The sequence below is a fragment of the Stutzerimonas kunmingensis genome, assembly GCF_014764705.1.
In the GTDB taxonomy this organism is placed as follows: Bacteria; Pseudomonadota; Gammaproteobacteria; order Pseudomonadales; family Pseudomonadaceae; genus Stutzerimonas.
On record NZ_JACXXG010000025.1, the window covers coordinates 17,109 to 39,714 of the forward strand.

Here is a 22,606-nt window from a genome sequence, read left to right on the forward strand (position 1 = left end):
CCTGTCAAGAATGCAGCGTCGAGCGCTAACCCCGCTCGAACAACGCCATGGCCTCGACGTGGGCGGTCTGCGGGAACATGTCCAGCACACCCGCACGCTTCAGGCGATATCCCTGGCTGGCCAGCTCGCGCGCATCGCGCGCCAGGGTGGCCGGATTGCATGAAACATAGACCACGCGCCGCGCCTTCAGCTTCGACATTTGTCGAACGATTTCCAGCGCGCCGTCGCGCGGCGGATCGAGCAGCACCGCGGCAAAATCATTGCGCGCCCAGGGTGCGTCAGCCAGCGGCTTCGACAAGTCGGCCCGATAAAAGTGCGCGTGCACCAGAGCATTGCGACGGGCATTTTCCTGCGCCCGCGTAACCATCGTCTCTACACCCTCGACACCCACTACTTGAGCGCCCGAGCGCGCCAGCGGCAGGCTGAAATTGCCTAGCCCGCAGAACAGATCAAGCACTGTCTCATCCTGGCCGGCATCCAGCCATTCCAGAGCCTGAGCGACCATCGCATCATTGACCGGCGCGTTGACCTGGACGAAATCGCCCGGACGCCAGGCCGGCTCCAGATCCCAGGCATCCAGTCGGTAACCCAGCGTCGCCGCGGGATCATCCGATTCAGGCTCACCTTCGCCCTGCCACCAGAGCTGCGCTCCATTGTCGGTGGCGAAGCTGCGCAACCGTGCCACGTCTGTTTCCGACAAGGCTGCGGTGTGGCGGATCAGCACCGCCTCGGCCGTACCACTGAAGAGTTCGACGTGGCCGATAGCCTGCGGCTTGCTCAGATCACGCAATGCAGCCAGCAATGCCGGCAGCAGCGATTGCAAGGGCTGTACCAGAACCGGGCATTCACTGATGGAGACGATTTCCTGGCTGGCGCTGGCGCGGAAACCGATGTCCAGATGCTTGCGCTTGATGTCCCAGCGCACCGCCAACCGAGCTCGACGGCGATAGCCGAAAGCCGGTCCCACCAGCGGCTCGGCCCATACCTCCGGCTGCAGATCGGCCACCCGCGCGAACTGCTCGGCGAGCGTGTGCTGTTTCAGCGCAAGCTGATCGGCGACGGGCACATGCTGCAGGTTGCAACCGCCACATCGGCGAGCATGCGGACAGGGTTCGGCCCGACGCTGCGCACTGGCCTGGAGCACGCGCTCGCAGCGCGCTTCGACGATCTGACTGCGCGCAGCCAGCACGCGCGCCTCGACCTCTTCGCCAGCCAGCGCGCCTTCGACGAACCAGGTGCGCCCCTCTATGAAGGCAATGCCGCGCCCATCATTGGCCAGTCGCTCGATAATCAGGCGCTGCTTCTTGCCGACCGGCACTTGGGGCCTGCGCTCGCCGCCGCTAGGTTGAAAGCGCAGAGCGCCGCTACGTTTGGCCATCAGCTGAAACCTGCGCTGTAGTGTTTGTTGAAAATGTCATGGGCGACGCAATGCGGCGCGTGGGAGCGCACCGCTGATGCGCGAGTCAATTGGGCGCGTCATACACACCGGTCGACAGATAGCGGTCGCCGCGGTCGCAGATGATCGCCACGATCACCGCGTTCTCGACCTCCTGCGACAGACGCAACGCCGCGGCAACGGCGCCACCGGAGGACACGCCACAGAAGATGCCCTCTTCGCGGGCCAGACGGCGCATGACCTGCTCGGCCTCGGCCTGCGACATGTCGACGACGCGGTCGACGCGCTCGGCCTGATAGATCTTCGGCAGGTATTCCTGCGGCCAGCGGCGGATGCCGGGGATGGCCGCCCCCTCCATCGGCTGTAGGCCGACGATCTGCACCGCGGCGTTCTGCTCCTTGAGGTAGCGCGAGACGCCCATGATGGTTCCGGTGGTACCCATGGAGCTGATGAAATGGGTGATGCTGCCGTGAGTCTGCCGCCAGAGCTCCGGCCCCGTGCTGTTGTAGTGCGCTTCCGGGTTGTCGCCATTGGCGAACTGATCGAGCACCTTGCCGCGACCTTCAGCCTGCATCTTCAACGCCAGGTCGCGGGCACCCTCCATGCCCTCTTCCTTGCTGACCAGGATCAGCTCGGCGCCATAAGCGGTCATCGCCGCCTTGCGCTCGGCCGTGGAGTTGTCCGGCATGATCAGGACCATCCGGTAGCCCTTGATCGCCGCCGCCATGGCCAGGGCAATCCCGGTGTTGCCGGAGGTCGCCTCGATCAGGGTGTCGCCGGGCTGGATGTCGCCGCGCAGCTCGGCACGGTTGATCATCGACAGCGCCGGGCGGTCCTTGACCGAACCGGCCGGATTGTTGCCCTCGAGCTTGACCAGAATGGTGTTGCTGGTCTTACCCGGCATCCGCTGCAGACGAACCAGCGGGGTGTTGCCGATGCAATCGGCAATGGTCGGATAGTGTGTAGTCATGGCGTCGCACGGCAGCGGGAAAGGTTGCCATGATACCGGCATCGCTCGACGACGGGCAGACCGTCTCTGCCTGACCGGCATGACATCGGCCAACCGCCGCCCCTTCCCGAGCAGGCTAGGGCCGCGCAAGGATCTTCGGCGCCGCCTCGATGATCTGTCGCGGAAGGTGCTCCATACGTGGCGATTGCACCTTCCAGGTATGCCAGTAGAGGGCAATTTCCAGCGGTTCGTCGGTCGCCAGATCGACCACCTCACCAGTCTGCAACGCATCATGCAGCAACAGTTCCGGCACCATCCCGTACCCCAGCCCGTAGCGGATCGCGCTGAAATGCGGTTCGGCACCGGGGACGAAATGGCAGGGATAGGCGCCCTCCGGCAGCCCGAAGCGGCGCAGCAGGAACGACGACTGCAGGGTGTCCTTGCGCGTGTAGGCAACCACCGGCGCCTTGCGTGCCGCGTTGCGGGTCAGCCCATTGGCGAAGTGCTTCTGCCGGAACTCGCTCGACGCCACCAGTCGGTAGCGCATGCTGCCCAGCGGGCTGGCCGTGCAGCCGCGCATCGGCTTGGGCTCGGTGCTGATGCAACCGATCGCCAGCCCCGTCTCCAGCAGGCTGTAGGTGTGATCCTGGTCCTCGACGGTGAGATCGAGCAAGGCCCGCTCGCGGATCAGCACCTCGGCCAGCGCCGGAAAGAACCAGGTGCCCAGGCTGTCGGCATTGAGCGCCGCGACCACGACCAGTGGCGCATCGCTGCGCTCGGCGAGGTCCGCCAGCAGATCGGCCTCGAGCAGGGTGGCGCGTTTGAGGTACTGCAGCAGGCGCTGACCGGTTTCGGTGGGTCGGCAGGGTCGACTGCGCACAACCAGCGCGCTGCCCAGCGCACTCTCCAGTGCGCGCACCCGCTGTGAAATCGCCGGTGGCGTCAGGTGCAGGCGCTGTGCAGCCTGTTCGAAGCTGCCAGTACGGATCACCGTGCGAAACGCTTCGGTCTGCTTCGGATCGAGATTCATGCGACCTGCCGATTAAGAAAATGTTTGGATGGCCTAAAAATACTTAGCCACGACAAATTTAACCAGCATTGCTCCATAATCGCGCATCCCTCGCTGCAGCGCCCCACCGGTGTGCAGCCCAGCCCGTCCGGAGTATCGTCGTGGAACTGCTGCACACCATCTACCTGATCGCCATCACGGCCGAAGCCATGTCCGGCGCCATCATGGGCATGCGCCGCGGCATGGACCTGTTCGGCATTTGCCTGCTCGGCACCGTGACGGCGCTGGGTGGCGGCACCGCGCGGGACGTGCTGCTCGGTCATTATCCGGTCGGCTGGATCGCTCACCCGGAGTATCTGACCTTCACCATCGGCGCGGCGATCGTCACCGGTTTCATCGCCCGCCACCTGCATCACCTGCGCATGGTCTTCCTGCTGGTGGATGGCCTCGGCCTGGTGGCGTTCACCGTGATCGGCTGCGATGTGGCGATGGGCATGGGCGCACACCCGTCCATCGTCGTACTGGCTGGCGTGATCACCGGCATCTTCGGCGGGCTGATGCGCGACGTGTTGTGCAACCAGGTGCCGATGGTCCTGCAGCGCGAGCTGTACGCCACCGTCGCGCTGTTCACCGGTGTGTTCTACGTCGGCATGCTGTGGCTGGAGATCAACACCACGCTGGCCACCCTGGCGGCGCTGGGCAGCGGCTTCCTGTTCCGCGTACTGGCGATGACCTTTCACTGGAAGCTGCCGGACTTCAACGGCAAGGAAATCCGCGGCCTCGACTGAGGCTGCGACGCCAGGGCTAGACTTGGCGTGCAGATTCCACCGAGCCGAGTCGCTACACTAGCGCGCTGCAATCAGGATCGGTGGACGGACTGTGCTGAAAGACCTAGGAATTCGTGGCCGCGTGCTGATGCTGACGCTGCTGCCCAGCACCTTGCTGGCGGTGGTGCTCGGTGCCTACTTCACCTGGATGCAGCTGTCCGAGATGCGCCACCAGCTCGACGAACGCGGCCAGCTGATCGCCGAGCAGCTGGCGCCACTGGCCGCGCCCGCCATGAATCTGGGCTACGACAAACGCCTGCAGCGCATCCTGACCCAGGTGCTGGATCAGGCCGACGTCCGCGCCGTGACCATTCTCGATCCCGAACGCGTGCAGCGCGTACATGCCGGTCCGCGCATGTTGACCCCGCCTCCGCCGAGCGATCCGGAGAGCCTGACCCGCGTCAGCAGCATGGACCACACGCGCATTCTCATGCCGGTGCTCAGCCGCCACCTCAACCTCGCCGACGAAACCCGCGGGCCGGACGAAAAGCTGATCGGCTGGCTGGAGCTGGAACTGTCGCACCACAACACCCTGCTGCGTGGCTATCGCAGCCTGCTTACCAGCCTGTTTCTGGTGAGTGCCGGCCTGATCATCACCGCCCTGCTGGCTCTGCGCATGAGCCGCGCCATCAGTCTGCCGCTGCAGCGTGTCAAAGGCGCCGTCGCGCAGCTCAAGGACGGCCACCTGGAAACCCGCCTGCCACCATTGGGCAGCCATGAAATGGACGAGCTCGCGTCCGGCATCAACCGCATGGCCGAAGCACTGCTCAGCGCCCGTGAAGAACTGCAGCAGAGCATCGACCAGGCCACCGAGGATGTGCAGCAGAACCTGGAAACCATCGAGATCCAGAACATCGAACTGGATCTGGCGCGCAAGGAGGCCCTGGAGGCCAGCCGGATCAAATCCGAATTCCTCGCCAACATGAGCCACGAGATCCGCACGCCACTGAACGGCATCCTCGGCTTCACCCAGCTGCTGCAGAAAAGCGACCTCACTCCGCGGCAGCAGGATTATCTGGGCACCATCGAGCAGTCCGCCGACAGCCTGCTCGGAATCATCAACGAGATTCTCGACTTCTCCAAGATCGAGGCCGGCAAGCTGGTGCTCGACAGCGTCCCGTTCAACCTCCGTGATCTGATCGAGGACACATTGACCATCCTCGCCCCGGCTGCACACACCAAGCATCTGGAGCTGGTCAGCCTGGTCTATCGCGACACGCCGCTGTCGCTGCTGGGCGATCCGCTGCGCCTCAAACAGGTGCTGACCAATCTGATCAGTAACGCCATCAAGTTCACCAACGAAGGCACCATCGCCGTCCGCGCCATGGTCGAGGACGACAATACCGATCGCGCCCAGCTGCGCATCAGCGTGCAGGACACCGGCATCGGCCTGACCGATCAGGACCTGCGCGCGCTGTTCCAGGCCTTCAGCCAGGCGGACAACTCCATGTCGCGCCAGCCCGGCGGTACCGGCCTTGGACTGGTCATTTCCAAACGACTGATTGAGCAGATGGGCGGCGAGATCGGTGTCGACAGCATCCCCGACGAAGGCTCCGAGTTCTGGATCAGCCTCAGCCTGCCGAAGGCGCGGGATGACATCGAAGACCTGCCGCACCCGGCCTTGCAGGGCCGGCGGATCGCATTGCTGGAGCAGCACCCACTGGCCCGCCAGGCATTGCAGCATCAGCTGGAAAGCCTCGGCCTCGAAGTGCATACCTTCGATACCCTCGACCAGATGCAGGAAACCATCAGCGCTCAGCGCCAGGGCAGCCAGCTGATCGACCTCGCCGTGCTCGGCGTCACCGGCCGCGAAATCGAGCCGGACGCGCTCAGCCGGCGCCTGATGGAGATCGAGGCGCTCGGCTGCAAATGCGTGGTGCTGTGCCCGACCACCGAGCAGGGCTACTACCACGACGCCCTCCCGGAAGCCCACAGCTATACCCAGCTGCAGGGCAAACCCGCCTGCACGCGCAAGCTGCAACGCGTACTGGTGGCGCTGGTACGCCCCAACCAAAGCTACCCGGAACCCACCGCAGCTGCGCCCGACCGGCCGGCGCGTGTGCTTTGCGTGGATGACAATCCGGCCAACCTGCTGCTGGTAAAAACGCTGCTCGGCGATATGGGCGCCGAAGTCGTTGCGGTGGATAACGGCCCCGCCGCGCTGGAAGCGGTCAAGCAGCATGCGTTCGACCTGATCCTTATGGACGTGCAAATGCCCGGCATGGACGGCCGACAGGCTACCGAAGCCATTCGCCACTGGGAGCACACCAACAACAGCGCGCCGTTACCGATCATCGCGCTCACGGCTCATGCACTGGCGAATGAAAAACGCTCGCTGCTGCAGAGCGGCATGGACGACTACCTGACCAAGCCGATCAGCGACCGGCAGCTCGCCCAGGTGGTGCTGAAGTGGACCGGCCTGGCCCTGCGCAGCCAGCCGCAACGTGCAGCGGAGCCGCCGCAGCAGGCTGAACCGAGCCTGAAAGTGCTGGATGAGGAAGAAGGCCTGCGCCTGGCGGCAGGCAAGGCCGATCTCGCCGATGACATGCTCGGCATGCTGCTGCAGTCACTGGAAGGCGACCGCCGAACCATTCGCGAAGCCCGCCAGGCAGGAGATCGCCAGGCGTTGATCGAGCGCGTACACCGCCTGCATGGCGCCACCCGTTATTGCGGCGTGCCGCAGTTGCGCAACGCCTGTCAGCAGAGCGAGACCCTGCTCAAGCAGAACCATCCGGACAGCGAGGCCGCGCTCGACGAGCTGGACGCCGCCATCAGCCGCCTGGAGCAGGAAATCCAGGTCGACAGCTGATCGACCGTGCCGGGTGCTTCATCTGCGCCCGGCGACGCCCATCGCGTTGCCCGTCCTTTCAGGAACCAGCATGAACGACCACCCCGCTTCCGACGCCTTCCAGCATGCCGAACTCGACTGGGACGAGAACGGCCTGCCGCAGTCCCGCCAGTACGGCGACGTGTACTTCTCCCGCGCCAGCGGCATGGCTGAGACCGAACATGTGTTCCTCACGCAAAACGATCTGCCCCAACGCTTCGCCGCGCTACAGGACAACCAGCGCCTGGTGATTGGTGAGACCGGCTTCGGTACCGGGCTGAACTTTCTTTGTGCGTGGCATCTGTTCGAGCGCGTAGCCCACCCGCAGGCGCGGCTGCACTTCATCAGCGTCGAAAAACACCCGCTGACCCGCGAGGACTTGCAGCGCGCACTGGCGCTGTGGCCGGAGCTGCAAGCGCAGTCCGGGCAACTGCTGCAACAGTACGTGGCGCTGAATCCGGGCTATCAGCGTTTCGTCTTCGCTGGCGGCCGCGTTGTGCTGACCCTGCTGATCGGCGACGTGCTCGAATGCCTGTCGAGCCTGGATGCGCAGGTCGATGCCTGGTTCCTCGACGGCTTTGCCCCGGCGAAGAATCCGCAGATGTGGCAACCGATGCTGTTCGCCGAGCTGGCCAGGCTTTCCGCGCCCGACGCAACGCTGGGCACGTTCACCAGCGCCGGCTTTGTGCGGCGCGGCCTGATCGAGGCCGGCTTCGACATGCAGCGGGTGCCCGGCTACGGCCACAAACGCGAGATTCTGCGCGGGCGCCTGCGAGCCGCCAACGTCAGCATTTCGGACAAGCCCTGGTTCGCTCGCCCGGGCTATACGACGGCCGAACGCCACGCGGTAATCGTCGGCGCCGGCCTGGCCGGCTGCGCGACGGCTGCATCGCTGGCCGCCCGCGGCTGGAAGGTGACGGTCCTCGAGCGCCACGCCGCGGCGGCACAGGAAGGCTCGGGCAACCCGCAAGGCGTGCTCTACCTCAAGCTTTCTGCCCACGGCACCGCACTGTCGCGGCTGGTGGTCAGCGGCTTCAGCTACACGCGCCGGTTGCTGAGCAATCTGCAAGCAGGCCAGGACTGGCAGGCGTGCGGCGTACTGCAACTGATCTACGACGAAAAGGAGCGCGAACGCCAGGCCGAGCTGGCGGCAGCCTTCCCGGCCTCGCTGGTCCATCCGCTGTCGCGCGAAGCCGCTGAGGCGCTGGCCGGAGTGGCCCTGGCCGAGGGCGGATTGTTCTACCCCGAAGCCGGCTGGGCCAACCCACCGGCGCTATGCCAATGGCTGCTGCGGCGACCGGGAATCGAGCTGCACAGGCATCATGAAGCGCTCGAACTGCGCCGTAATGGGCGATCCTGGCAGGTGCTGGGCGGCCAAGCGTTGTTGGCCGAAGCGCCCGTGGTGGTCCTGACCGGCGCGGCGGACGCCGCGCGCTTCAGCCAGAGCGCCTGGCTGCCGCTCAAGCGTATTCGCGGGCAGATTTCCTGCCTGCCGGCGAACACCCAGAGCGGCCAGCTGCGCACCGTGCTGTGCGCCAAGGGCTACGTCGCGCCACCCCGAGATGGCACGCACACGCTGGGTGCCAGCTTCAACTTCCAGCAGACCGACGATACCCCCAGCGTCGCCGAACACCAGGCGAATCTGGAAATGCTCGAGCAGATTTCAGCGGATCTGTACCAGCGTCTGCAGGCGGACCCGCAACGTACCGAGGAGCTGGACGGGCGCGTGGCATTTCGCTGTACCAGCCCGGACTATCTGCCGCTGATCGGGCCACTGGCCGAGCCCGAGGCCTTCGCTGAAACCTATGCGGCGTTGGGCAAGAACGCCCGTCAGTCGCTGCACGCGCCCTGCCCGTGGCTCGACGGGCTCTACGTCAATACTGCACATGGCTCGCGCGGAATGATCAGCGCCCCGCTGTCCGGCGAGCTGCTGGCCGCCTGGCTGGACGACGAACCGTTGCCGTTGCCTCGGGACGTCGCCGAAGCCTGCCACCCCAATCGTTTCCTGCTACGCAAGCTGATTCGCGGCACCTGAGACGCTCCGATGCCCGAGCCGCTGCCTACCGCAGGCTGTGACTTGCATCGTGCGTCGCCCGCACGGATACTCCCCCCACTATATTTCGCATCCTGGGAGGCATCATGAAATCACTGTCTTTGCTGACGCTCGGCTGGTTTGCATTGCAGGCCCACGCCGCGCCTGACGTCGATACCGAGCAGCTGCGCGGCGAGGCTGCCAGCCTGATTCCACCGTTCCAGCAGCAGTTGCTTGGCACGGTCAAGCAGGCGATGGCAGACGGTGGCCCGGCGGAAGCCGTCAAGGCATGCCGTCTTCTCGCGCCGGAAATCGCCAGCCAGCATAGCCAGGCGCCCTGGAAGGTAGGCCGCACCGCGCTGAAGCTGCGCAATCCGGACAACGCACCAGACACCTGGGAGCGCTCGGTGCTGGAGCAGTTCGCCAAGCGTTCGGCTGCAGGTGAACCGATCGAACAGCTCAAGCATGGTGAGATAGTGGCAGGCGAGTACCGCTACATGCAGGCGATCGGCACCGCTGAGGCCTGCCTGGGTTGTCACGGCGAAAAGATCAAGCCGGAGCTGGTGGAGCTGATCGACCGGCACTACCCGCAGGATCAGGCCCACGGGTTTCGCGAGGGCGATCTGCGCGGCGCCTTCACCCTCAGCCGTGCCCTGCCACGCTGATAGGCCGTACACTCCGTCGGCGGGTGCGTGGCACCGCTGCGACCCGCCGTTCATCCAAGGAACGCTCGCCAGCGCGAGCGTACCAACGATGGACGATGGAACGCTGACGACGGAGCACGCATGCAAACCGATACGGTCCCTACCATTCCCCTGGCATCCGGCAGCTTTGCCTGATGGACGTTCTACAGCTGGAAGCACTGGGCATCGGCCTCATTCTCGGCCTGTTGCTTGGCCTCACCGGCGCCGGTGGCTCGTTGGTCGCCCTGCCCCTGCTACTCAGCCTGCACCTGCCATTGCGCGATGCCATCGGCGTCAGCCTCGGCGCGGTGGCCATGTCCGCACTCATCGGCGCGATTCCGCGGGCACGGCTCGGCCAGATCGCCTGGCGCCCGGTCATGCTGCTGGCTGTCTGCGGCTTGCCGGGCAACGCTGCCGGTCAATGGCTCGGGCAGTTCATACCGGAGCGCGCACTGATCATCGGTTTCTGCCTGTTGGTGCTGTGGTCCGCCTGGCGCATGTGGCGCGGCGCCAACCTGCCGGCCAAGGAGAACGTCGAAGACCGGCAGCTGGCGCTGCTGGGCATCGGCGTTGGCGTTGGCCTGCTCTCCGGGCTGATGGGTGTCGGCGGCGGCTTTCTCATCGTCCCGGCGCTGCTCTGGTTTACTTCGCTATCGCTGCTCAGCGCCATGGCCACCTCGATGGCGGTGATCGCCGTCGTCAGCGGCGGTGGCTTCCTGCTCTACCTTACCGATGCCGAGCCACCGCTACCGCTGCTCGGTGGCCTGGCGCTGGGCGGTGCCTTCGGCGTGCTGGCCGGTAATCGCCTGGCGCAATACCTCAACAGCAGTCTGCTGCAGCGCCTGTTCGCGCTGATGTTGGTCACCGTCAGCCTGTCGCTGGGGATTCAAAAGCTGGTGCTGGGTCACTGACGATCAGGGTCGTCCCAAAACGGCCGGTTCGCTTCCCATTCGATGTCGGCACGGCTGCGGCCGATGTCCTTGAGCATGTCGTCACCGAGCGCGGCCAGCTGGCGCCGTTGGCGCGCCAGTTCGTTCCAGCGCTGCAGCTTGTGCCAGGCCTGTCGCAGCAATCCCGACGCGGGTGCCCGAAGTGCCTTCGGCAGATGGAAAGATTGCAAAGCGACTTTGTGCATGTTCATCACGACGCCCTCCAGTTGAGTTGGCGTCAGTCTCGCGCCCGGATTAAGATCAATCCAACGAATGTTCCTGATGCCTCGCATCTCGAGGATTGATGAATGGCCAACTACCCGAATATCGACACCGAGCTGCTGCGCAGCTTCGTGGCCATCGCTGACCACGGCGGTTTCACCCGTGCCGCGGCCGCGGTGAACCGCACCCAGTCGGCGGTGAGCATGCAGATGAAACGCCTGGAAGAGGATGTGTTGCAGCGTCCGCTATTCGAGCGCAATGGTCGGCAGGTCAGGTTTACTGCCGAGGGCCAGATACTGCTGGGCTACGCGCGGCGCATTCTCAAACTGCACGGCGAAGTCATGACCACCCTGCGCCAGCCACACATGGTCGGCGCGGTGCGCATCGGCACGCCGGACGATTACGTCATGCGTTTTCTACCCGGCATTCTTTCGCGCTTCGCCCAAGCGTATCCGCTGGTGCAAGTCGAGGTGCATTGCGAGCCATCGACCCAGTTGTTGCAGCGACGGGATCTGGACCTGAGCATCGTCACCCGCGAACCGGGCACCGAGATCGGCCAGTTGCTGCGCCAGGAGCACGTCGTCTGGGCCGCCGCCCCGGGCTTTGACCTGCATGAGCATCGCCCCCTGCCGCTGGCAACGTTCAATACCGATTGCTTCTGTCGCGCCTGGGTATGCAATGCGCTGGATGCGCGGGAAATCGAGTACCGGATCGCCTATAGCAGCCCGAGCCTGTCGGCGATCATGGCGATCGTGGGTGCAGGATTGGCGCTGACCGCACAGCTGCAGAGCCTGATTCCTGCCGATCTGCAGATACTCGGTGAAAAGGAGAGCCTGCCGCGCCTGCCTCAGACCAGCATCGTGCTGCTGCGCAACCCGCAGCAGCAGTCGCCGGTCAGCGAAACGCTCGCCGGCTACATCGCCGATGGCTTTCGCCTGTGACGACAACGCCGGTCATGGGCGACCGGCCGCCATCTCGTCGAACACTTCCGGCACCAGCGCCGCATCGCCCTTGTCCGCCAGGTGCTGGCGCTGCGCCTCCTGCGGATCGTCAAGGATCGCCAGCAAACGCGAGCCGCGCTCGGTCAGGACGAAATTCTCGCCATTGCCGCCCTCCTCCTCGGGCCGCGAAACGATGAAGCCACCCTCGAATAGCAGACTTTCGTAATCGGCCGCTTCGGCACGCAGACTGTCCAGATTCGGCATCGGCTGACCTTCACTTTCCATCTGCGTCGCATGTTCTTCGGCGTAGTGGCGTGGCTTGAAACTGTCATTGGCGCCGCGTTGAACTTCATGCAACAGGCGCTGGATAAGGCCCCAGTTATAGCTCATGGTCGTTCTCCCTCAGCAGATGTCCGCCTCTCGAATGAGGCGCCTACTGATTGGGACCGTTCACCATGGCGACCGGTTCGTTGTCTGAACTAAAGTGGCGGCGCTGCGATCCACCGTTCAGACCGATTGAACGAGGAGCGAGCCATGAAATTGCTGATGATTGCCCTGACCGCTGCCGCACTGGCCAGCCCGACCGTGCACGCCGCGTGCACCCCGGACGAAGTGAATGCCAAGGCCGAACAGCTGGCCGAACGCGTGAATCAGCTCACCAAGAGCAATCCGGAGCGCGCCAAGGAAATCAATGAGGAGATTCGCCAGATGGAAGCCAAGCGCACCGCCGACCAGTTGGGCGATGAGTGCGAGGCCTATGACAAGCGTCTGACGCAGATCGAGGAAGCGGAGCGCGAGGCCGACATCCCACCGGCCGACGCGCAGCGCTGAGGCTGAAGGCCGACGGTTACTCGGCCGTAGGCTTCTTGCGCTTGAGCGGCGCTATGCCATCCTGGCTCACCACCGGCGACGGTGACTCGCGCTTGGCGCCGTTCGGGCGCTTGCCGGCGGGTTTGGCTTTCTTCTCGGTGCCTTTCTTCTTCTCGATCTTTTTCTTCTTGGTGCCAGCTGCCTTGCCCGAGGCTTTCAGGTTCTTCGGGCCCATGTAGCTGCCTTTCAGCCCCTTGATCACCCGCCGCTCGAAACGCTGCTTGAGATAACGCTCGATGCTCGACATCAGGTTCCAGTCGTTGTGGCAGATCAGCGAGATCGCCAGCCCTTCGCCACCGGCGCGCCCTGTACGACCGATACGGTGCACGTACTCGTCGCCCGAGCGCGGCATGTCGAAGTTGATCACCAGATCCAGCCCTTCGATATCCAGCCCGCGCGCCGCCACGTCGGTCGCTACCAGCACCTTGACGCCACCTTCCTTGACCCGGTCGATCGCCAGCTTGCGGTCTTTCTGGTCCTTGTCGCCATGCAGCACAAACGCCTTCACGCCCTCGGCAACGAGCCGGCCGTAGAGGCGGTCGGCCTGTACGCGGGTGTTGGTGAAGATCACTGCCTTCTTGTACGTCTCGTTGGCCAGCAGCCAGTGCACCAACTTTTCCTTATGTTCGGTGTTTTCGGCAGTGATGATCTGCTGGCGCGTGCCTTCGTTGAGTTCGCTAACGCGGTTGAGCTGCAGGTGCAGCGGATCGCGCAGCACGCTGGCGGTCATCTCGCGCAGCGCGGCGCCGCCACTGGTCGCGGAAAACAGCAGCGTCTGCTGGCGTTTGGCGCACTCGCCGACCAGACGCTGCACGTCCTCGGCAAAGCCCATGTCGAGCATGCGGTCGGCTTCGTCGAGGATCAGCATCTCGACATCCTTGAGGACCAGCGTGCCGGCATTCAGGTGCTCGATCATGCGCCCAGGCGTGCCGATGAGAATGTCCGGCACCTTGCGCATGACTGCGGCCTGGACCTTGAAGTCCTCGCCACCGGTAATCATCGCCGACTTGATGAAGGTGAATTGCGAGAAACGCTCGACCTCCTTCAGCGTCTGCTGCGCCAGCTCTCGGGTCGGCAACAGAATCAGCGCCCGAACATCGGTGCGCACCACGGCATCGCCAATCAGCCGATTGAGCATCGGCAGTACGAAGGCGGCGGTCTTGCCGCTGCCAGTCTGTGCCGTCACCCGCAGGTCACGCCCTTCCAGCGCCGGCGGAATGGCCGCCACCTGCACTGGAGTCGGCTCGACGAATTTGAGTTCGGCGACAGCCTTTAGCAGGCGTTCGTGCAGGGCGAATTGGTCAAACAAGGGAGCTACCTCGGAGGTCGAAAAAAACAATGGCATAGGGTAACTCGTCTGCCGGGCAAAGGCGCGTTCTGTAACGGTCGCCATGTTTTCCCAGGCAAACACAGGCTAAGCTGAGGAAATCGAAGCGGCTTAATACCCAAGAGGTTCGCATGATGTCCAAAAAGCGAGTGGTACTGCTGACTGGCGCGCTTTCACTGGCGCTACACACCGCTGCCGGCGCAGCGCAGCCGAACAGTGATCACCCTGGCAAGGGCAAGCCCGACCGCGCACAACAGCATCAGCCTTCGGCACAGCAGCCGCATCGCTACCAGGGTCCGTCGGTGGACATCGGTTCGGTCCGCATCACCCTGCGTAGTCATCGCGATCTGCTAGCGCCGGTTTCGTCTCTGCCACCGGGCATCCAGAAGAATCTGGCGCGCGGCAAGCCGCTACCGCCGGGCATCGCCAAGAACATGGACAGCCGCCTGCTGGGACACCTGCCGCGCTACGAAGGCTACGAGTGGAAACAGATCGGCCGCGATGTGGTTCTGGTCGCCATCGCCACCGGCATCGTTTACGAAATACTCGAGAACATACTGGATTGATCGGTTCGCGTTCAGGCAGCCCGTGCGATGAGGGCAGCCTAGCGTCCTACTCTGGCTGGCAGGTCAACTTGATGCGCAGGCGAATCACGTCGCGCTTGAACTTGGACGTCAGTGCCTTGCGCTCACCTGGTTGCAACGCCGTGCGTCGCGTGCGCGGCGCTTCCGGGCCGTTCTGGAACACGGCGGTACACACCGCAGCCGTGCCCCCATAGTTGAGCAGCAGTAGCCCGGCGAGGTCACGATCAATAGTCTGCGGGGTGACGGTGATCTCCGCGCCGTTGAGCTGCTGCTCGACGTCTACCGGATAAGTGACCGCATTGGCCGTGAGTGGCAGCAAGGCGACGAGTAGGTAACCGATTGTTTTCATTTTGACTGGGCTCCTCTACAGAGTGGCCAGCCTAACAGACCTTGTTAAAGGAACCGAAGGAATGAAAGTGCCCCGTGTGACCCTCGATCAGTGGCGCACCCTGCAGGCGGTCATCGATCACGGCGGCTTCGCCCAGGCGGCCGAAGCGCTGCATCGGTCGCAGTCGTCGGTCAGCTACACCGTGGCACGCATGCAGGAGCAATTGGGCGTACCGCTCCTGCGCATAGACGGGCGCAAGGCAGTGCTGACCGAGGCAGGAGAAGTGCTGCTGCGCCGGTCGCGACAGCTGGTCACACAGGCCAGTCAGCTGGAAGAACTGGCGCACCACATGGAACAAGGCTGGGAAGCCGAGGTGCGCCTGGTGGTCGATGCCGCCTACCCCAGCCCCAAGCTGATCCAGGCCCTCACCGAGTTCATGCCGAAGAGCCGCGGCTGCCGGGTGCGCCTGCGCGAGGAAGTGCTCTCCGGGGTCGAGGAAGTGCTCAAGGACGGCACCGCGGACCTCGCCATCAGCGGCCTGGACATCACCGGCTATCTGGGCAGCGAGCTCAGTACCGTGGAGTTCGTCGCCGTGGCACACGCCAACCATGCCCTTCACCAGCTCGGACGCAAGCTCAGCGTGCAGGACCTGCAGAGCCAGATGCAGATCGTGGTGCGCGATACCGGCCTGCGCCAACCCCGTGATGCCGGTTGGCTCGGTGCCGAACAGCGCTGGACGGTGGGCAGCCTGGCGACGTCCGTAGCCTTCGTCAGCAGCGGTCTGGGCTTCGCCTGGCTGCCCCGGCATCTGATCGGGCGCGAACTGGCCGAGGGCATACTCAAGCCGCTGCCACTGGTCCAAGGCAGTATTCGCCGACCACTGTTCTATCTCTACACTAACCACGACAGACCGCTCGGGCCGGCTACCCGGATTCTCATCGAGCTGATCAAGACGTACGATGCTGGCCAGGCCACTCCACTGGCCGGCTGACAGCTTCCCCAACATCAGGAAAGACATCATGTTGAAACGCATTGCCCTCGCCGCCTGTACCGTTCTGCTGGCCGGCAACCTGTTCGCCGCGGAAAACCCTCGCGTACTGCTGACCACCAGCCTGGGCGAGATCGAGCTGGAGCTCGAAGCGGAAAAGGCACCGATCAGCGTCGAGAACTTCCTCGGCTACGTCGACAGCGGCTTTTATGACGGCACCGTGTTCCACCGCGTCATTCCCGGGTTCATGGTCCAGGGCGGCGGCTTCGGCGAAGGCCTGAACCAGAAGCCGACCAAGGCCCCGATCAAGAACGAGGCGGACAATGGGCTGCACAACGTGCGCGGCACCGTCGCAATGGCCCGGACCCAGAACGTGAATTCGGCTACCAGCCAGTTCTTCATCAACCATCGCGACAACGATTTCCTCGATCACGGTGGCCGCGACTTTGGCTACGCGGTGTTCGCCAAGGTCGTACGCGGCATGGAGGTGGTCGACCAGATCGCCCAGGTGCCCACCGGCAACCGCGCCATGATGCAGAACGTGCCGCTGACCCCGGTGAAGATCATCACCGCGAAGAAACTCTGATCCCCGAGGGGCCGGTTCACCGGCCCTTTTCATTTCTGCCAGCACATACCCGGCTGCCGCCAGCGTGCGAAACCCTCAACCGACAGGAGATCGCGACATGACCGAACCACAAAGCCCACTGAACACCCCGGAAGGCGAAGCCCAGCTGCTGCAGGACCTGCTCAGCGCGGAGCGCGCCGGGGCCAAGGTGGCCGGCGACTCGTTGCAACAACCCTGCACACCGGAGCAACGGCAGCTGCTCGAGCAGGTCCGCCAGGGCGAAATCGAAAGCTGCAAGTTGCTGCTCAACTGCCTGCAACATCTGGGGCTGGAACCCAACAAGGAAACCGGCGCCTTCTACGGCAAGGCGATGGCTATCGAATCGCTGGACGAGCGTCTGCCCTTCATCGACAGGGGTCAGCAGTGGGTGATCCGCAAACTGCGCGAGTACCTGCCGGGATGCCAGGACCCGCTGCTGCGTAGCGAACTGCAACGCATGCTGCTGATCCACGAGGAGAACAGCGCCGCCTCCCACGCCTGAGACAAACGACTAGCTGCCGGCCTGCCGGTACGGCAGCGCCTGGCGCGCCGCCTCGGCGTACGCCAGCACCCCCGCACGTTCCTGCTGGAGGAAATCCGCTACCGCGGCGCGCAAACCGGGGTGCTGCAGATAGTGCCAGGAGCGCGTGATCACCGGCTCGAAGCCACGAATGAGCTTGTGCTCACCCTGCGCCCCGGCATCGAACCGCTCCAGGCCGCCCGCGATGGCCTGATCGATACCCTGGTAGAAGCACGTCTCGAAGTGCAGCCGGTCAAACTCCGCCAGACAGCCCCAGTAACGACCGTACAGGCCAGACGCACTGCGCAGGCTGAAGGCCATCGCCACCGGCCTCGAACCCTGTAATGCCAGCACCACGCGAATCGCCTGCGGCATGCGCTCGGCCAGCAGGCTGAAGAATTGCCGAGTCAGATAGGGCGTCTGACCGCGGACCTGATAGGTGTTGGCGTAGCAGGCATAGACAAAATCCCATTCCGCTTCGCTGAGCTCGTGCCCATCGCGCCACTCGAAGCTGATGCCCTGCCCCGCCACCTGTTCGCGCTCCTTGCGCAACTGCTTGCGCTTGCGCGAGGTCAGTGCATCGAGAAAATCCTGAAAGTCGCGGTAGCCACGGTTGTGCCAATGAAATTGGCAGCCGATGCGCTCCAGCCAGCCCTCCCGCCCCGCCAGCAGCTGATCGGCCAGCGGCTCGGTGAAATTCACATGCAACCCCGACAGCTCCTGCCTTTCAAGCCCAGCGGTGAGTACATCGAGCAGCTCGGCGGCAGCCTGCATGTCGCCCAGCAGGCGACCGCCAGCGACCGGAGTGAAAGGTACCGCGCAAAGCAGCTTGGGGTAGTAGGCGATGCCAGCCCGCTGGCAGGCATCCGCCCAGGCCCAGTCGAACACGTACTCGCCGTACGAATGAAACTTGCGATACAGCGGCAAGGCTGCCTGCAACGCGCCCTGCGGGTCGCGCAGCAGGAGATGGGCAGGTTGCCAGCCGCTACGCCCACCCACGCTGCCGCTGTCTTCCAGCGCGCAGAGGAAGGCGTGACGAAGGAAGGGCTGATCATCGCTCAGCAGCGCATCCCATTCGGCGGGAGGCAGTTCGGCGAGGCGGTACAGGGTCTGGATAGGCATGCGCGCAGTCTGGCCTGTCCCGCAGGCGAAAAAAAGCCCCGCCAGGGCGGGGCTCAATGGAGCATCACGGATGAGGTGATGTTTTAGAACACGTACTGGGCGCGCAGGCTGATGGCGTCGCCGTCGTCGTCGCCATTGGCGTTTACCACGTCGTCCACGCTGGTCTTCAGGTAGTTGGCCGAGAGCTTCACCGACTCGTTGGCGTACCAGTTGAGACCGATGGTGTGGGTCTTCGCACCAGCTTCTGCGCTGTCCAGCGCCCCGACATAACCGCTCGGTGCAACACCGGTTTCATCGACGGTGATGTCGTCGAAGCGGTAGAACACTTCCCAGGCACCGATCTGCTTGTTCTCCGGCTTGATCTTGTCGAACTTGCCGCCATCGAGCTTGTAGGAACGCGACTCGCCGGTCAGGGTGTAGGCCAGCTGGACGTTGTAGCCGGTGGCTTCGAGGTCTTCGAAACCTTCCATGGCGTCGACGGTGCGGGTCAGGTATTCGCCCTGAACCGAGAACGGGCCGATCATGTAAGCCGCTTCCAGACCCCAGGCCTGATCGCTGCCGTCGGTGCGAGTGCCGCCGAAGGTGGCGCGGTTGCCGTTGGCACTGTCTTCGGTGGTGCCACGCACGGACAGGCGCGGACGGATGCGTTCCAGGTAACCTTCTTCCACGTCACGCTGACCGAAGCTCGCGCCCAAGTGCAGCACCTGGTCCTTCTCGACGATCGGGGCGATCACGCCACGCAGCACGAAGCTGGTGTTGTTGGCGCCATCTTCGTCCTCGAGCATGTCGACGCCGTCGCCACCATCCTGACGATAGGCACCGGCCTCGCCGTGGAACATGCCGACAGTGGTACGCACGCGGATGCCTTCGCCGTCTTCGTGGTCGTTCAGCCAGGGCGCCAGGTCATAGATCGCCGAGCGCTCGATGGCGGTGATCCACTTGGAGCTGACCGCTTCTTCCAGGCCAAAGGTCGGTTTGATACGGCCAATCGAAACCTGGACCGGCTTCCAGCCGTTGTAGTGGATGGCCAGTTCGTTCCAGTTGCTGGAATCGTTGGTGAAGTTCCGGTAGAAGGTGTAGCCCCAATCGGTGAAGGCAACACCGGAAATCTCCAGACGCGCACGACGGAAATAGGTCTCGTCTGCGCGCTCGCCGTTCTGGGTGTAGAAACCATCGAAGCTGTCGGCATCAGCCTGCAGGCGGCCATTGATCTTGAACGAGAACTCCTTGTCGGTGGTTCCGACCTCCAGGCCGCCCTTGGTCTTGATAACGAGATCGGCGCCGTCGGTGGTGACGGTACCGGCGAAAGCCTGGGCGGAAACGGCCAGAGCCAGGGCGCTGGCAGCGAAACCGGCGAAGTGCTTACGGATCATCAAAATTCCCCTTTATGTTTAGCGTCGGAAACACACGAGATGGGCTCTTTGTGTTGGGGGCAATCTTGGCGACGGCGTATGTCAGCCAAATGACTGATATGTAAAGCTTTTGTGACAGCGGAACTTTCCGGGGAGCCGCATCGCAGAGCGGCTGCGGCACGTTTTCATCAGCTGCGGGCGTTGCGCTCGCTAGGCCGCCGGGCTCCGGCGACCAGTTTGTCGACCGCCTTCGCGGCGGCGACCATGCCGAAGGTGGCGGTGACCATGGTCACCGCGCCGAAGCCACCGGCGCAGTCGAGCTTGACGCCCTCGCCGACGAAGCTCTTGCTCTGGCACACGCCGCCATCAGGCTTCGGGTAGCGCAGCTGTTCGGTGGAGAACACGCAGGGCACGCTGTAGGTGCGCCCCGGCGTGCGCGAGAAGTTGTATTCGCGACGCAGCAGCGAGCGCACCTTTGCCGCCAGCGGATCGTTGAAGGTCTTGTTCAGATCAGTGACCTGGATTTGTGTCGGATCGACCTGCCCGCCGGCGCCGCCGGTGGTGATGATCTGGATCTTGCGGCGCTTGCACCAGGCGATCAGCGCCGCCTTGGCCGGCACGCTGTCGATGCAGTCGATGACGCAGTCCATGTCTTCGGTGATGTACTCGGCCATGGTTTCGCGGGTGACGAAATCCGCCACTGCATGAACCTGGCAGGCCGGGTTGATGGCGCGAATACGTGCGGCCATCTCGTCGACCTTGGCTTTGCCCACTGCGCCATCGAGGGCGTGAATCTGCCGGTTGGTATTGGTGATGCACACATCGTCCAGGTCGAACAGGCTGATCTCGCCTACCCCGCTGCGCGCCAGCGCCTCGGCCGCCCACGAGCCGACGCCACCGATGCCGACCACCGCCACATGCGCAGCCGTCAGCCGCTCGAGGCCGACGCGGCCATACAGGCGGGCAATACCGCCGAAACGCTGATCATCGATAGACATGCCGACTCCCCGGAAAAAACCTGGCGATTATAAGACCTCAGCACGCCACGACCACTGCATCCAGCCGTCACCGCAACCGCGCCTTTGCTTTAATATGGCGCCCTTTCCCCGCCGCACCGGAGCCCTGATGACCGCGCCTGCCCTCTCCCCGACGCTCGAACTCGCCTGCGAGCTGATCAATCGCCCATCGGTGACGCCGCTGGATGAAGGCTGCCAGCAGCTGATGAGCCAGCGCCTGGCGGCCTGCGGCTTCGCCATCGAGCCGATGCATATCGAGGACGTGGAGAACTTCTGGGCCATTCGCGGCAACGAAGGCCCGGTGCTGTGCTTCGCCGGCCACACTGACGTGGTCCCTACAGGCCCGCTGCAGGCCTGGCAGAATCCGCCGTTCAGTGCGCGCATCGACGAGCAGGGCATGCTCCACGGCCGTGGCGCGGCAGATATGAAAGGCAGCCTGGCGGCGATGGTCGTGGCAGTGGAGCGCTTCACCGCCGATCACCCGAAGCACAAGGGGCAGATCGCCTTCCTGATCACCAGCGATGAAGAAGGCCCGGCGCACCATGGCACCAAGGCGGTGGTCGAGCGCCTGCGCGAGCGTGGCCAGCGCCTGGACTGGTGCATCGTCGGCGAACCGTCGAGCACCGCCTTGGTAGGTGACGTGGTGAAGAATGGCCGCCGCGGCTCACTCGGCGGCACCCTCACCGTACGCGGCCAGCAGGGCCATGTGGCCTATCCGCATCTGGCGAAGAACCCCATCCACCTGGCCGCGCCTGCGCTAGCGGAATTGGCCGCCGAGCACTGGGACGACGGCAATGCCTTCTTCCCGCCGACCAGCTTCCAGATCTCCAACCTGAATGCCGGCACCGGCGCCACCAATGTCATTCCCGGCACGCTGGAAGCGGTGTTCAACTTCCGCTTCTCCACCGAATCCACCGTCGAGCAACTCAAGCAGCGCACCGCCGCGATTCTCGACAAGCACGGTCTGGACTGGAACGTGGACTGGGCACTGTCCGGCCTGCCGTTCCTCACCGAACCGGGCGCGCTGCTCGACGGCGTGGCCAAGGCAATCCGCAGCGTCACCGGCCGAGAGACCACGCCGTCCACCAGCGGCGGCACCTCGGACGGGCGCTTTATCGCCGCCCTCGGCACCCAGGTGGTCGAGCTCGGCCCGGTCAACGCGACCATCCACCAGGTCGACGAACACATCCTGGCCAGCGATCTCGACCTGCTGACCGAGATCTACTACCAGACCCTGGTGAACCTGCTCGCATGCTGATCTGCCCGATCTGCCAGGCGCCGCTGAGCGCGCTCGACAACGGCGTGGTCTGCGCGGCCAACCACCGTTTCGACCGCGCGCGTCAGGGTTACCTGAACCTGCTTCCGGTGCAGCACAAGAACAGCCGCGATCCGGGCGACAACCAGGCCATGGTCGAAGCACGGCGACGCTTTCTCGACGGCGGCCACTATGCGCCGCTGGCCCGACGCCTCGCCGAGCTGGCCGCCGAACGCGCGCCGCAGCGCTGGCTGGACATCGGCTGTGGCGAGGGCTACTACACCGCCCAGCTGGCCGAGGCATTACCGGACGCCGAAGGCTATGCACTGGACATCTCCCGCGAAGCGGTCAAGCGCGCCTGCAAACGCGCGCCGCAACTGGAATGGCTGGTGGCGAGCATGGCCCGCGTGCCGCTGGCCGATGCCAGCTACGACCTGCTCGCCAGCGTGTTCAGCCCGCTGGACTGGCAGGAGGCGCGACGCCTGCTCGCACCCGGCGGCGGACTGCTGCGCATGGGACCGACCCGCGAGCACCTATGGGAGCTACGCGCCCGGCTCTACGACGAGGTACGCGACTACGATGACGAGAAGCACCTGTCGCTGATTCCCGAAGGCATGCGCCTGGCCCACAGCGAAACCCTCAGCTACGAGCTGCAGCTGGACAACGCCCAGGCCCGTGCCGACCTGCTGGCGATGACCCCGCACGGCTGGCGCGCCAGCGCCGAGCGCCGCGCCGCCGTGATCGACAGTCACCTCAGCGTGCGGGTTGCGATACGCTACGACTGGATCGAACGCACACCCTAGCGTCCGTATATTTGCCTACGAC

General features: G+C 64.5%; 23 protein-coding genes. 13 read left to right on the plus strand and 10 right to left on the minus strand.

Features of this window, described 5'->3' with window-relative positions:
- Window positions 1–25: 25 nt before the first annotated feature.
- The 3 genes from rlmD to IEG05_RS17090 all read right to left on the minus strand — a co-directional run bounded on the left by rlmD (window position 26) and on the right by IEG05_RS17090 (window position 3,375).
- The gene (gene rlmD, locus IEG05_RS17080) at window positions 26–1,378 is read right to left on the minus strand and encodes a 23S rRNA (uracil(1939)-C(5))-methyltransferase RlmD (protein ID WP_046621147.1); all 1,353 of its coding nucleotides are present in this window, start codon (window positions 1,376–1,378) and stop codon (window positions 26–28) included.
- Window positions 1,379–1,463: 85 nt separating this feature from the next.
- Window positions 1,464–2,366, minus strand: a complete 903-nt coding sequence (gene cysM, locus IEG05_RS17085; RefSeq protein ID WP_046621148.1) for a cysteine synthase CysM — start codon at window positions 2,364–2,366, stop codon at window positions 1,464–1,466.
- Window positions 2,367–2,481: 115 nt separating this feature from the next.
- Entirely contained in the window at window positions 2,482–3,375 is an 894-nt protein-coding gene (locus IEG05_RS17090) for an HTH-type transcriptional regulator ArgP (RefSeq protein WP_046621149.1), read from the minus strand.
- 140 nt (window positions 3,376–3,515) lie between these two features.
- Here IEG05_RS17090 and IEG05_RS17095 point away from each other — a divergent pair, with 140 nt between their 5' ends.
- The 5 genes from IEG05_RS17095 (at window position 3,516) to IEG05_RS17115 (ending at window position 10,634) form a co-directional block, all read left to right on the plus strand.
- Window positions 3,516–4,142 (plus strand): trimeric intracellular cation channel family protein, encoded by a 627-nt coding sequence (locus tag IEG05_RS17095; RefSeq protein ID WP_003283735.1) that lies wholly within the window; start codon window positions 3,516–3,518, stop codon window positions 4,140–4,142.
- A gap of 91 nt (window positions 4,143–4,233) precedes the next feature.
- Window positions 4,234–6,990, plus strand: a complete 2,757-nt coding sequence (locus IEG05_RS17100; protein WP_185744002.1) for a response regulator — start codon at window positions 4,234–4,236, stop codon at window positions 6,988–6,990.
- 70 nt (window positions 6,991–7,060) lie between these two features.
- A complete protein-coding gene (mnmC, locus tag IEG05_RS17105) occupies window positions 7,061–9,043 on the plus strand; it encodes a bifunctional tRNA (5-methylaminomethyl-2-thiouridine)(34)-methyltransferase MnmC2/FAD-dependent 5-carboxymethylaminomethyl-2-thiouridine(34) oxidoreductase MnmC1 (protein ID WP_046621154.1) in 1,983 nt (660 codons plus the stop codon).
- Between the two features lie 104 nt (window positions 9,044–9,147).
- Window positions 9,148–9,705: a Tll0287-like domain-containing protein gene (locus IEG05_RS17110; protein ID WP_046621156.1), complete on the plus strand. Its 558-nt coding sequence runs from the start codon at window positions 9,148–9,150 to the stop codon at window positions 9,703–9,705.
- Between the two features lie 173 nt (window positions 9,706–9,878).
- On the plus strand, window positions 9,879–10,634 hold the full coding sequence (locus tag IEG05_RS17115; RefSeq protein WP_046621159.1) for a sulfite exporter TauE/SafE family protein: 756 nt from the start codon (window positions 9,879–9,881) through the stop codon (window positions 10,632–10,634).
- On the opposite strand, the gene IEG05_RS17120 is transcribed toward IEG05_RS17115, so the two are convergent.
- The gene (locus tag IEG05_RS17120; RefSeq protein WP_046621162.1) at window positions 10,628–10,864 is read right to left on the minus strand and encodes a DUF1127 domain-containing protein; all 237 of its coding nucleotides are present in this window, start codon (window positions 10,862–10,864) and stop codon (window positions 10,628–10,630) included. The two genes, IEG05_RS17115 and IEG05_RS17120, sit on opposite strands and share 7 nt — an antisense overlap.
- Before the next feature lie 96 nt (window positions 10,865–10,960).
- On the opposite strand from IEG05_RS17120, the gene IEG05_RS17125 reads away from it, so the two are divergent.
- The gene (locus IEG05_RS17125; protein ID WP_046621165.1) at window positions 10,961–11,815 is read left to right on the plus strand and encodes a LysR substrate-binding domain-containing protein; all 855 of its coding nucleotides are present in this window, start codon (window positions 10,961–10,963) and stop codon (window positions 11,813–11,815) included.
- Between the two features lie 12 nt (window positions 11,816–11,827).
- Here the strand turns inward: IEG05_RS17125 and IEG05_RS17130 are convergent, their stop codons facing one another.
- Window positions 11,828–12,205 carry a hypothetical protein gene (locus tag IEG05_RS17130; protein WP_003303971.1) on the minus strand — a complete coding sequence of 126 codons (378 nt, stop codon included), beginning with the start codon at window positions 12,203–12,205 and terminating at the stop codon, window positions 11,828–11,830.
- A 144-nt stretch (window positions 12,206–12,349) separates the two neighbouring features.
- Here IEG05_RS17130 and IEG05_RS17135 point away from each other — a divergent pair, with 144 nt between their 5' ends.
- On the plus strand, window positions 12,350–12,646 hold the full coding sequence (locus tag IEG05_RS17135) for a hypothetical protein (RefSeq protein WP_046621168.1): 297 nt from the start codon (window positions 12,350–12,352) through the stop codon (window positions 12,644–12,646).
- A gap of 16 nt (window positions 12,647–12,662) precedes the next feature.
- On the opposite strand, the gene IEG05_RS17140 is transcribed toward IEG05_RS17135, so the two are convergent.
- On the minus strand, window positions 12,663–13,994 hold the full coding sequence (locus IEG05_RS17140) for a DEAD/DEAH box helicase (protein ID WP_191122432.1): 1,332 nt from the start codon (window positions 13,992–13,994) through the stop codon (window positions 12,663–12,665).
- A 149-nt stretch (window positions 13,995–14,143) separates the two neighbouring features.
- Here IEG05_RS17140 and IEG05_RS17145 point away from each other — a divergent pair, with 149 nt between their 5' ends.
- Window positions 14,144–14,578: an anti-virulence regulator CigR family protein gene (locus tag IEG05_RS17145; RefSeq protein ID WP_046621169.1), complete on the plus strand. Its 435-nt coding sequence runs from the start codon at window positions 14,144–14,146 to the stop codon at window positions 14,576–14,578.
- 46 nt (window positions 14,579–14,624) lie between these two features.
- On the opposite strand, the gene IEG05_RS17150 is transcribed toward IEG05_RS17145, so the two are convergent.
- The gene (locus IEG05_RS17150; RefSeq protein ID WP_046621172.1) at window positions 14,625–14,945 is read right to left on the minus strand and encodes a hypothetical protein; all 321 of its coding nucleotides are present in this window, start codon (window positions 14,943–14,945) and stop codon (window positions 14,625–14,627) included.
- 61 nt (window positions 14,946–15,006) lie between these two features.
- Between IEG05_RS17150 and IEG05_RS17155 the strand changes: the two genes are divergently transcribed.
- The 3 genes from IEG05_RS17155 (at window position 15,007) to IEG05_RS17165 (ending at window position 17,018) form a co-directional block, all read left to right on the plus strand.
- Window positions 15,007–15,915 carry a LysR family transcriptional regulator gene (locus tag IEG05_RS17155; protein WP_046621174.1) on the plus strand — a complete coding sequence of 303 codons (909 nt, stop codon included), beginning with the start codon at window positions 15,007–15,009 and terminating at the stop codon, window positions 15,913–15,915.
- 28 nt (window positions 15,916–15,943) lie between these two features.
- Window positions 15,944–16,498 (plus strand): peptidylprolyl isomerase, encoded by a 555-nt coding sequence (locus tag IEG05_RS17160; RefSeq protein ID WP_003303960.1) that lies wholly within the window; start codon window positions 15,944–15,946, stop codon window positions 16,496–16,498.
- A gap of 97 nt (window positions 16,499–16,595) precedes the next feature.
- On the plus strand, window positions 16,596–17,018 hold the full coding sequence (locus IEG05_RS17165; RefSeq protein WP_014820017.1) for a DUF6306 domain-containing protein: 423 nt from the start codon (window positions 16,596–16,598) through the stop codon (window positions 17,016–17,018).
- A gap of 9 nt (window positions 17,019–17,027) precedes the next feature.
- Here the strand turns inward: IEG05_RS17165 and IEG05_RS17170 are convergent, their stop codons facing one another.
- The 3 genes from IEG05_RS17170 to tcdA all read right to left on the minus strand — a co-directional run bounded on the left by IEG05_RS17170 (window position 17,028) and on the right by tcdA (window position 20,508).
- On the minus strand, window positions 17,028–18,158 hold the full coding sequence (locus IEG05_RS17170) for a GNAT family N-acetyltransferase (RefSeq protein ID WP_042928004.1): 1,131 nt from the start codon (window positions 18,156–18,158) through the stop codon (window positions 17,028–17,030).
- Between the two features lie 83 nt (window positions 18,159–18,241).
- The gene (locus IEG05_RS17175; RefSeq protein WP_042928005.1) at window positions 18,242–19,531 is read right to left on the minus strand and encodes an OprO/OprP family phosphate-selective porin; all 1,290 of its coding nucleotides are present in this window, start codon (window positions 19,529–19,531) and stop codon (window positions 18,242–18,244) included.
- 167 nt (window positions 19,532–19,698) lie between these two features.
- Window positions 19,699–20,508, minus strand: a complete 810-nt coding sequence (gene tcdA / locus IEG05_RS17180; RefSeq protein WP_044314830.1) for a tRNA cyclic N6-threonylcarbamoyladenosine(37) synthase TcdA — start codon at window positions 20,506–20,508, stop codon at window positions 19,699–19,701.
- A 127-nt stretch (window positions 20,509–20,635) separates the two neighbouring features.
- Between tcdA and dapE the strand changes: the two genes are divergently transcribed.
- The gene (gene dapE, locus IEG05_RS17185; RefSeq protein WP_046621177.1) at window positions 20,636–21,784 is read left to right on the plus strand and encodes a succinyl-diaminopimelate desuccinylase; all 1,149 of its coding nucleotides are present in this window, start codon (window positions 20,636–20,638) and stop codon (window positions 21,782–21,784) included.
- On the plus strand, window positions 21,778–22,584 hold the full coding sequence (locus IEG05_RS17190) for a putative RNA methyltransferase (protein WP_046621181.1): 807 nt from the start codon (window positions 21,778–21,780) through the stop codon (window positions 22,582–22,584). The genes dapE and IEG05_RS17190 overlap by 7 nt, the downstream gene beginning before the upstream one ends.
- Window positions 22,585–22,606 lie beyond the last annotated feature (22 nt).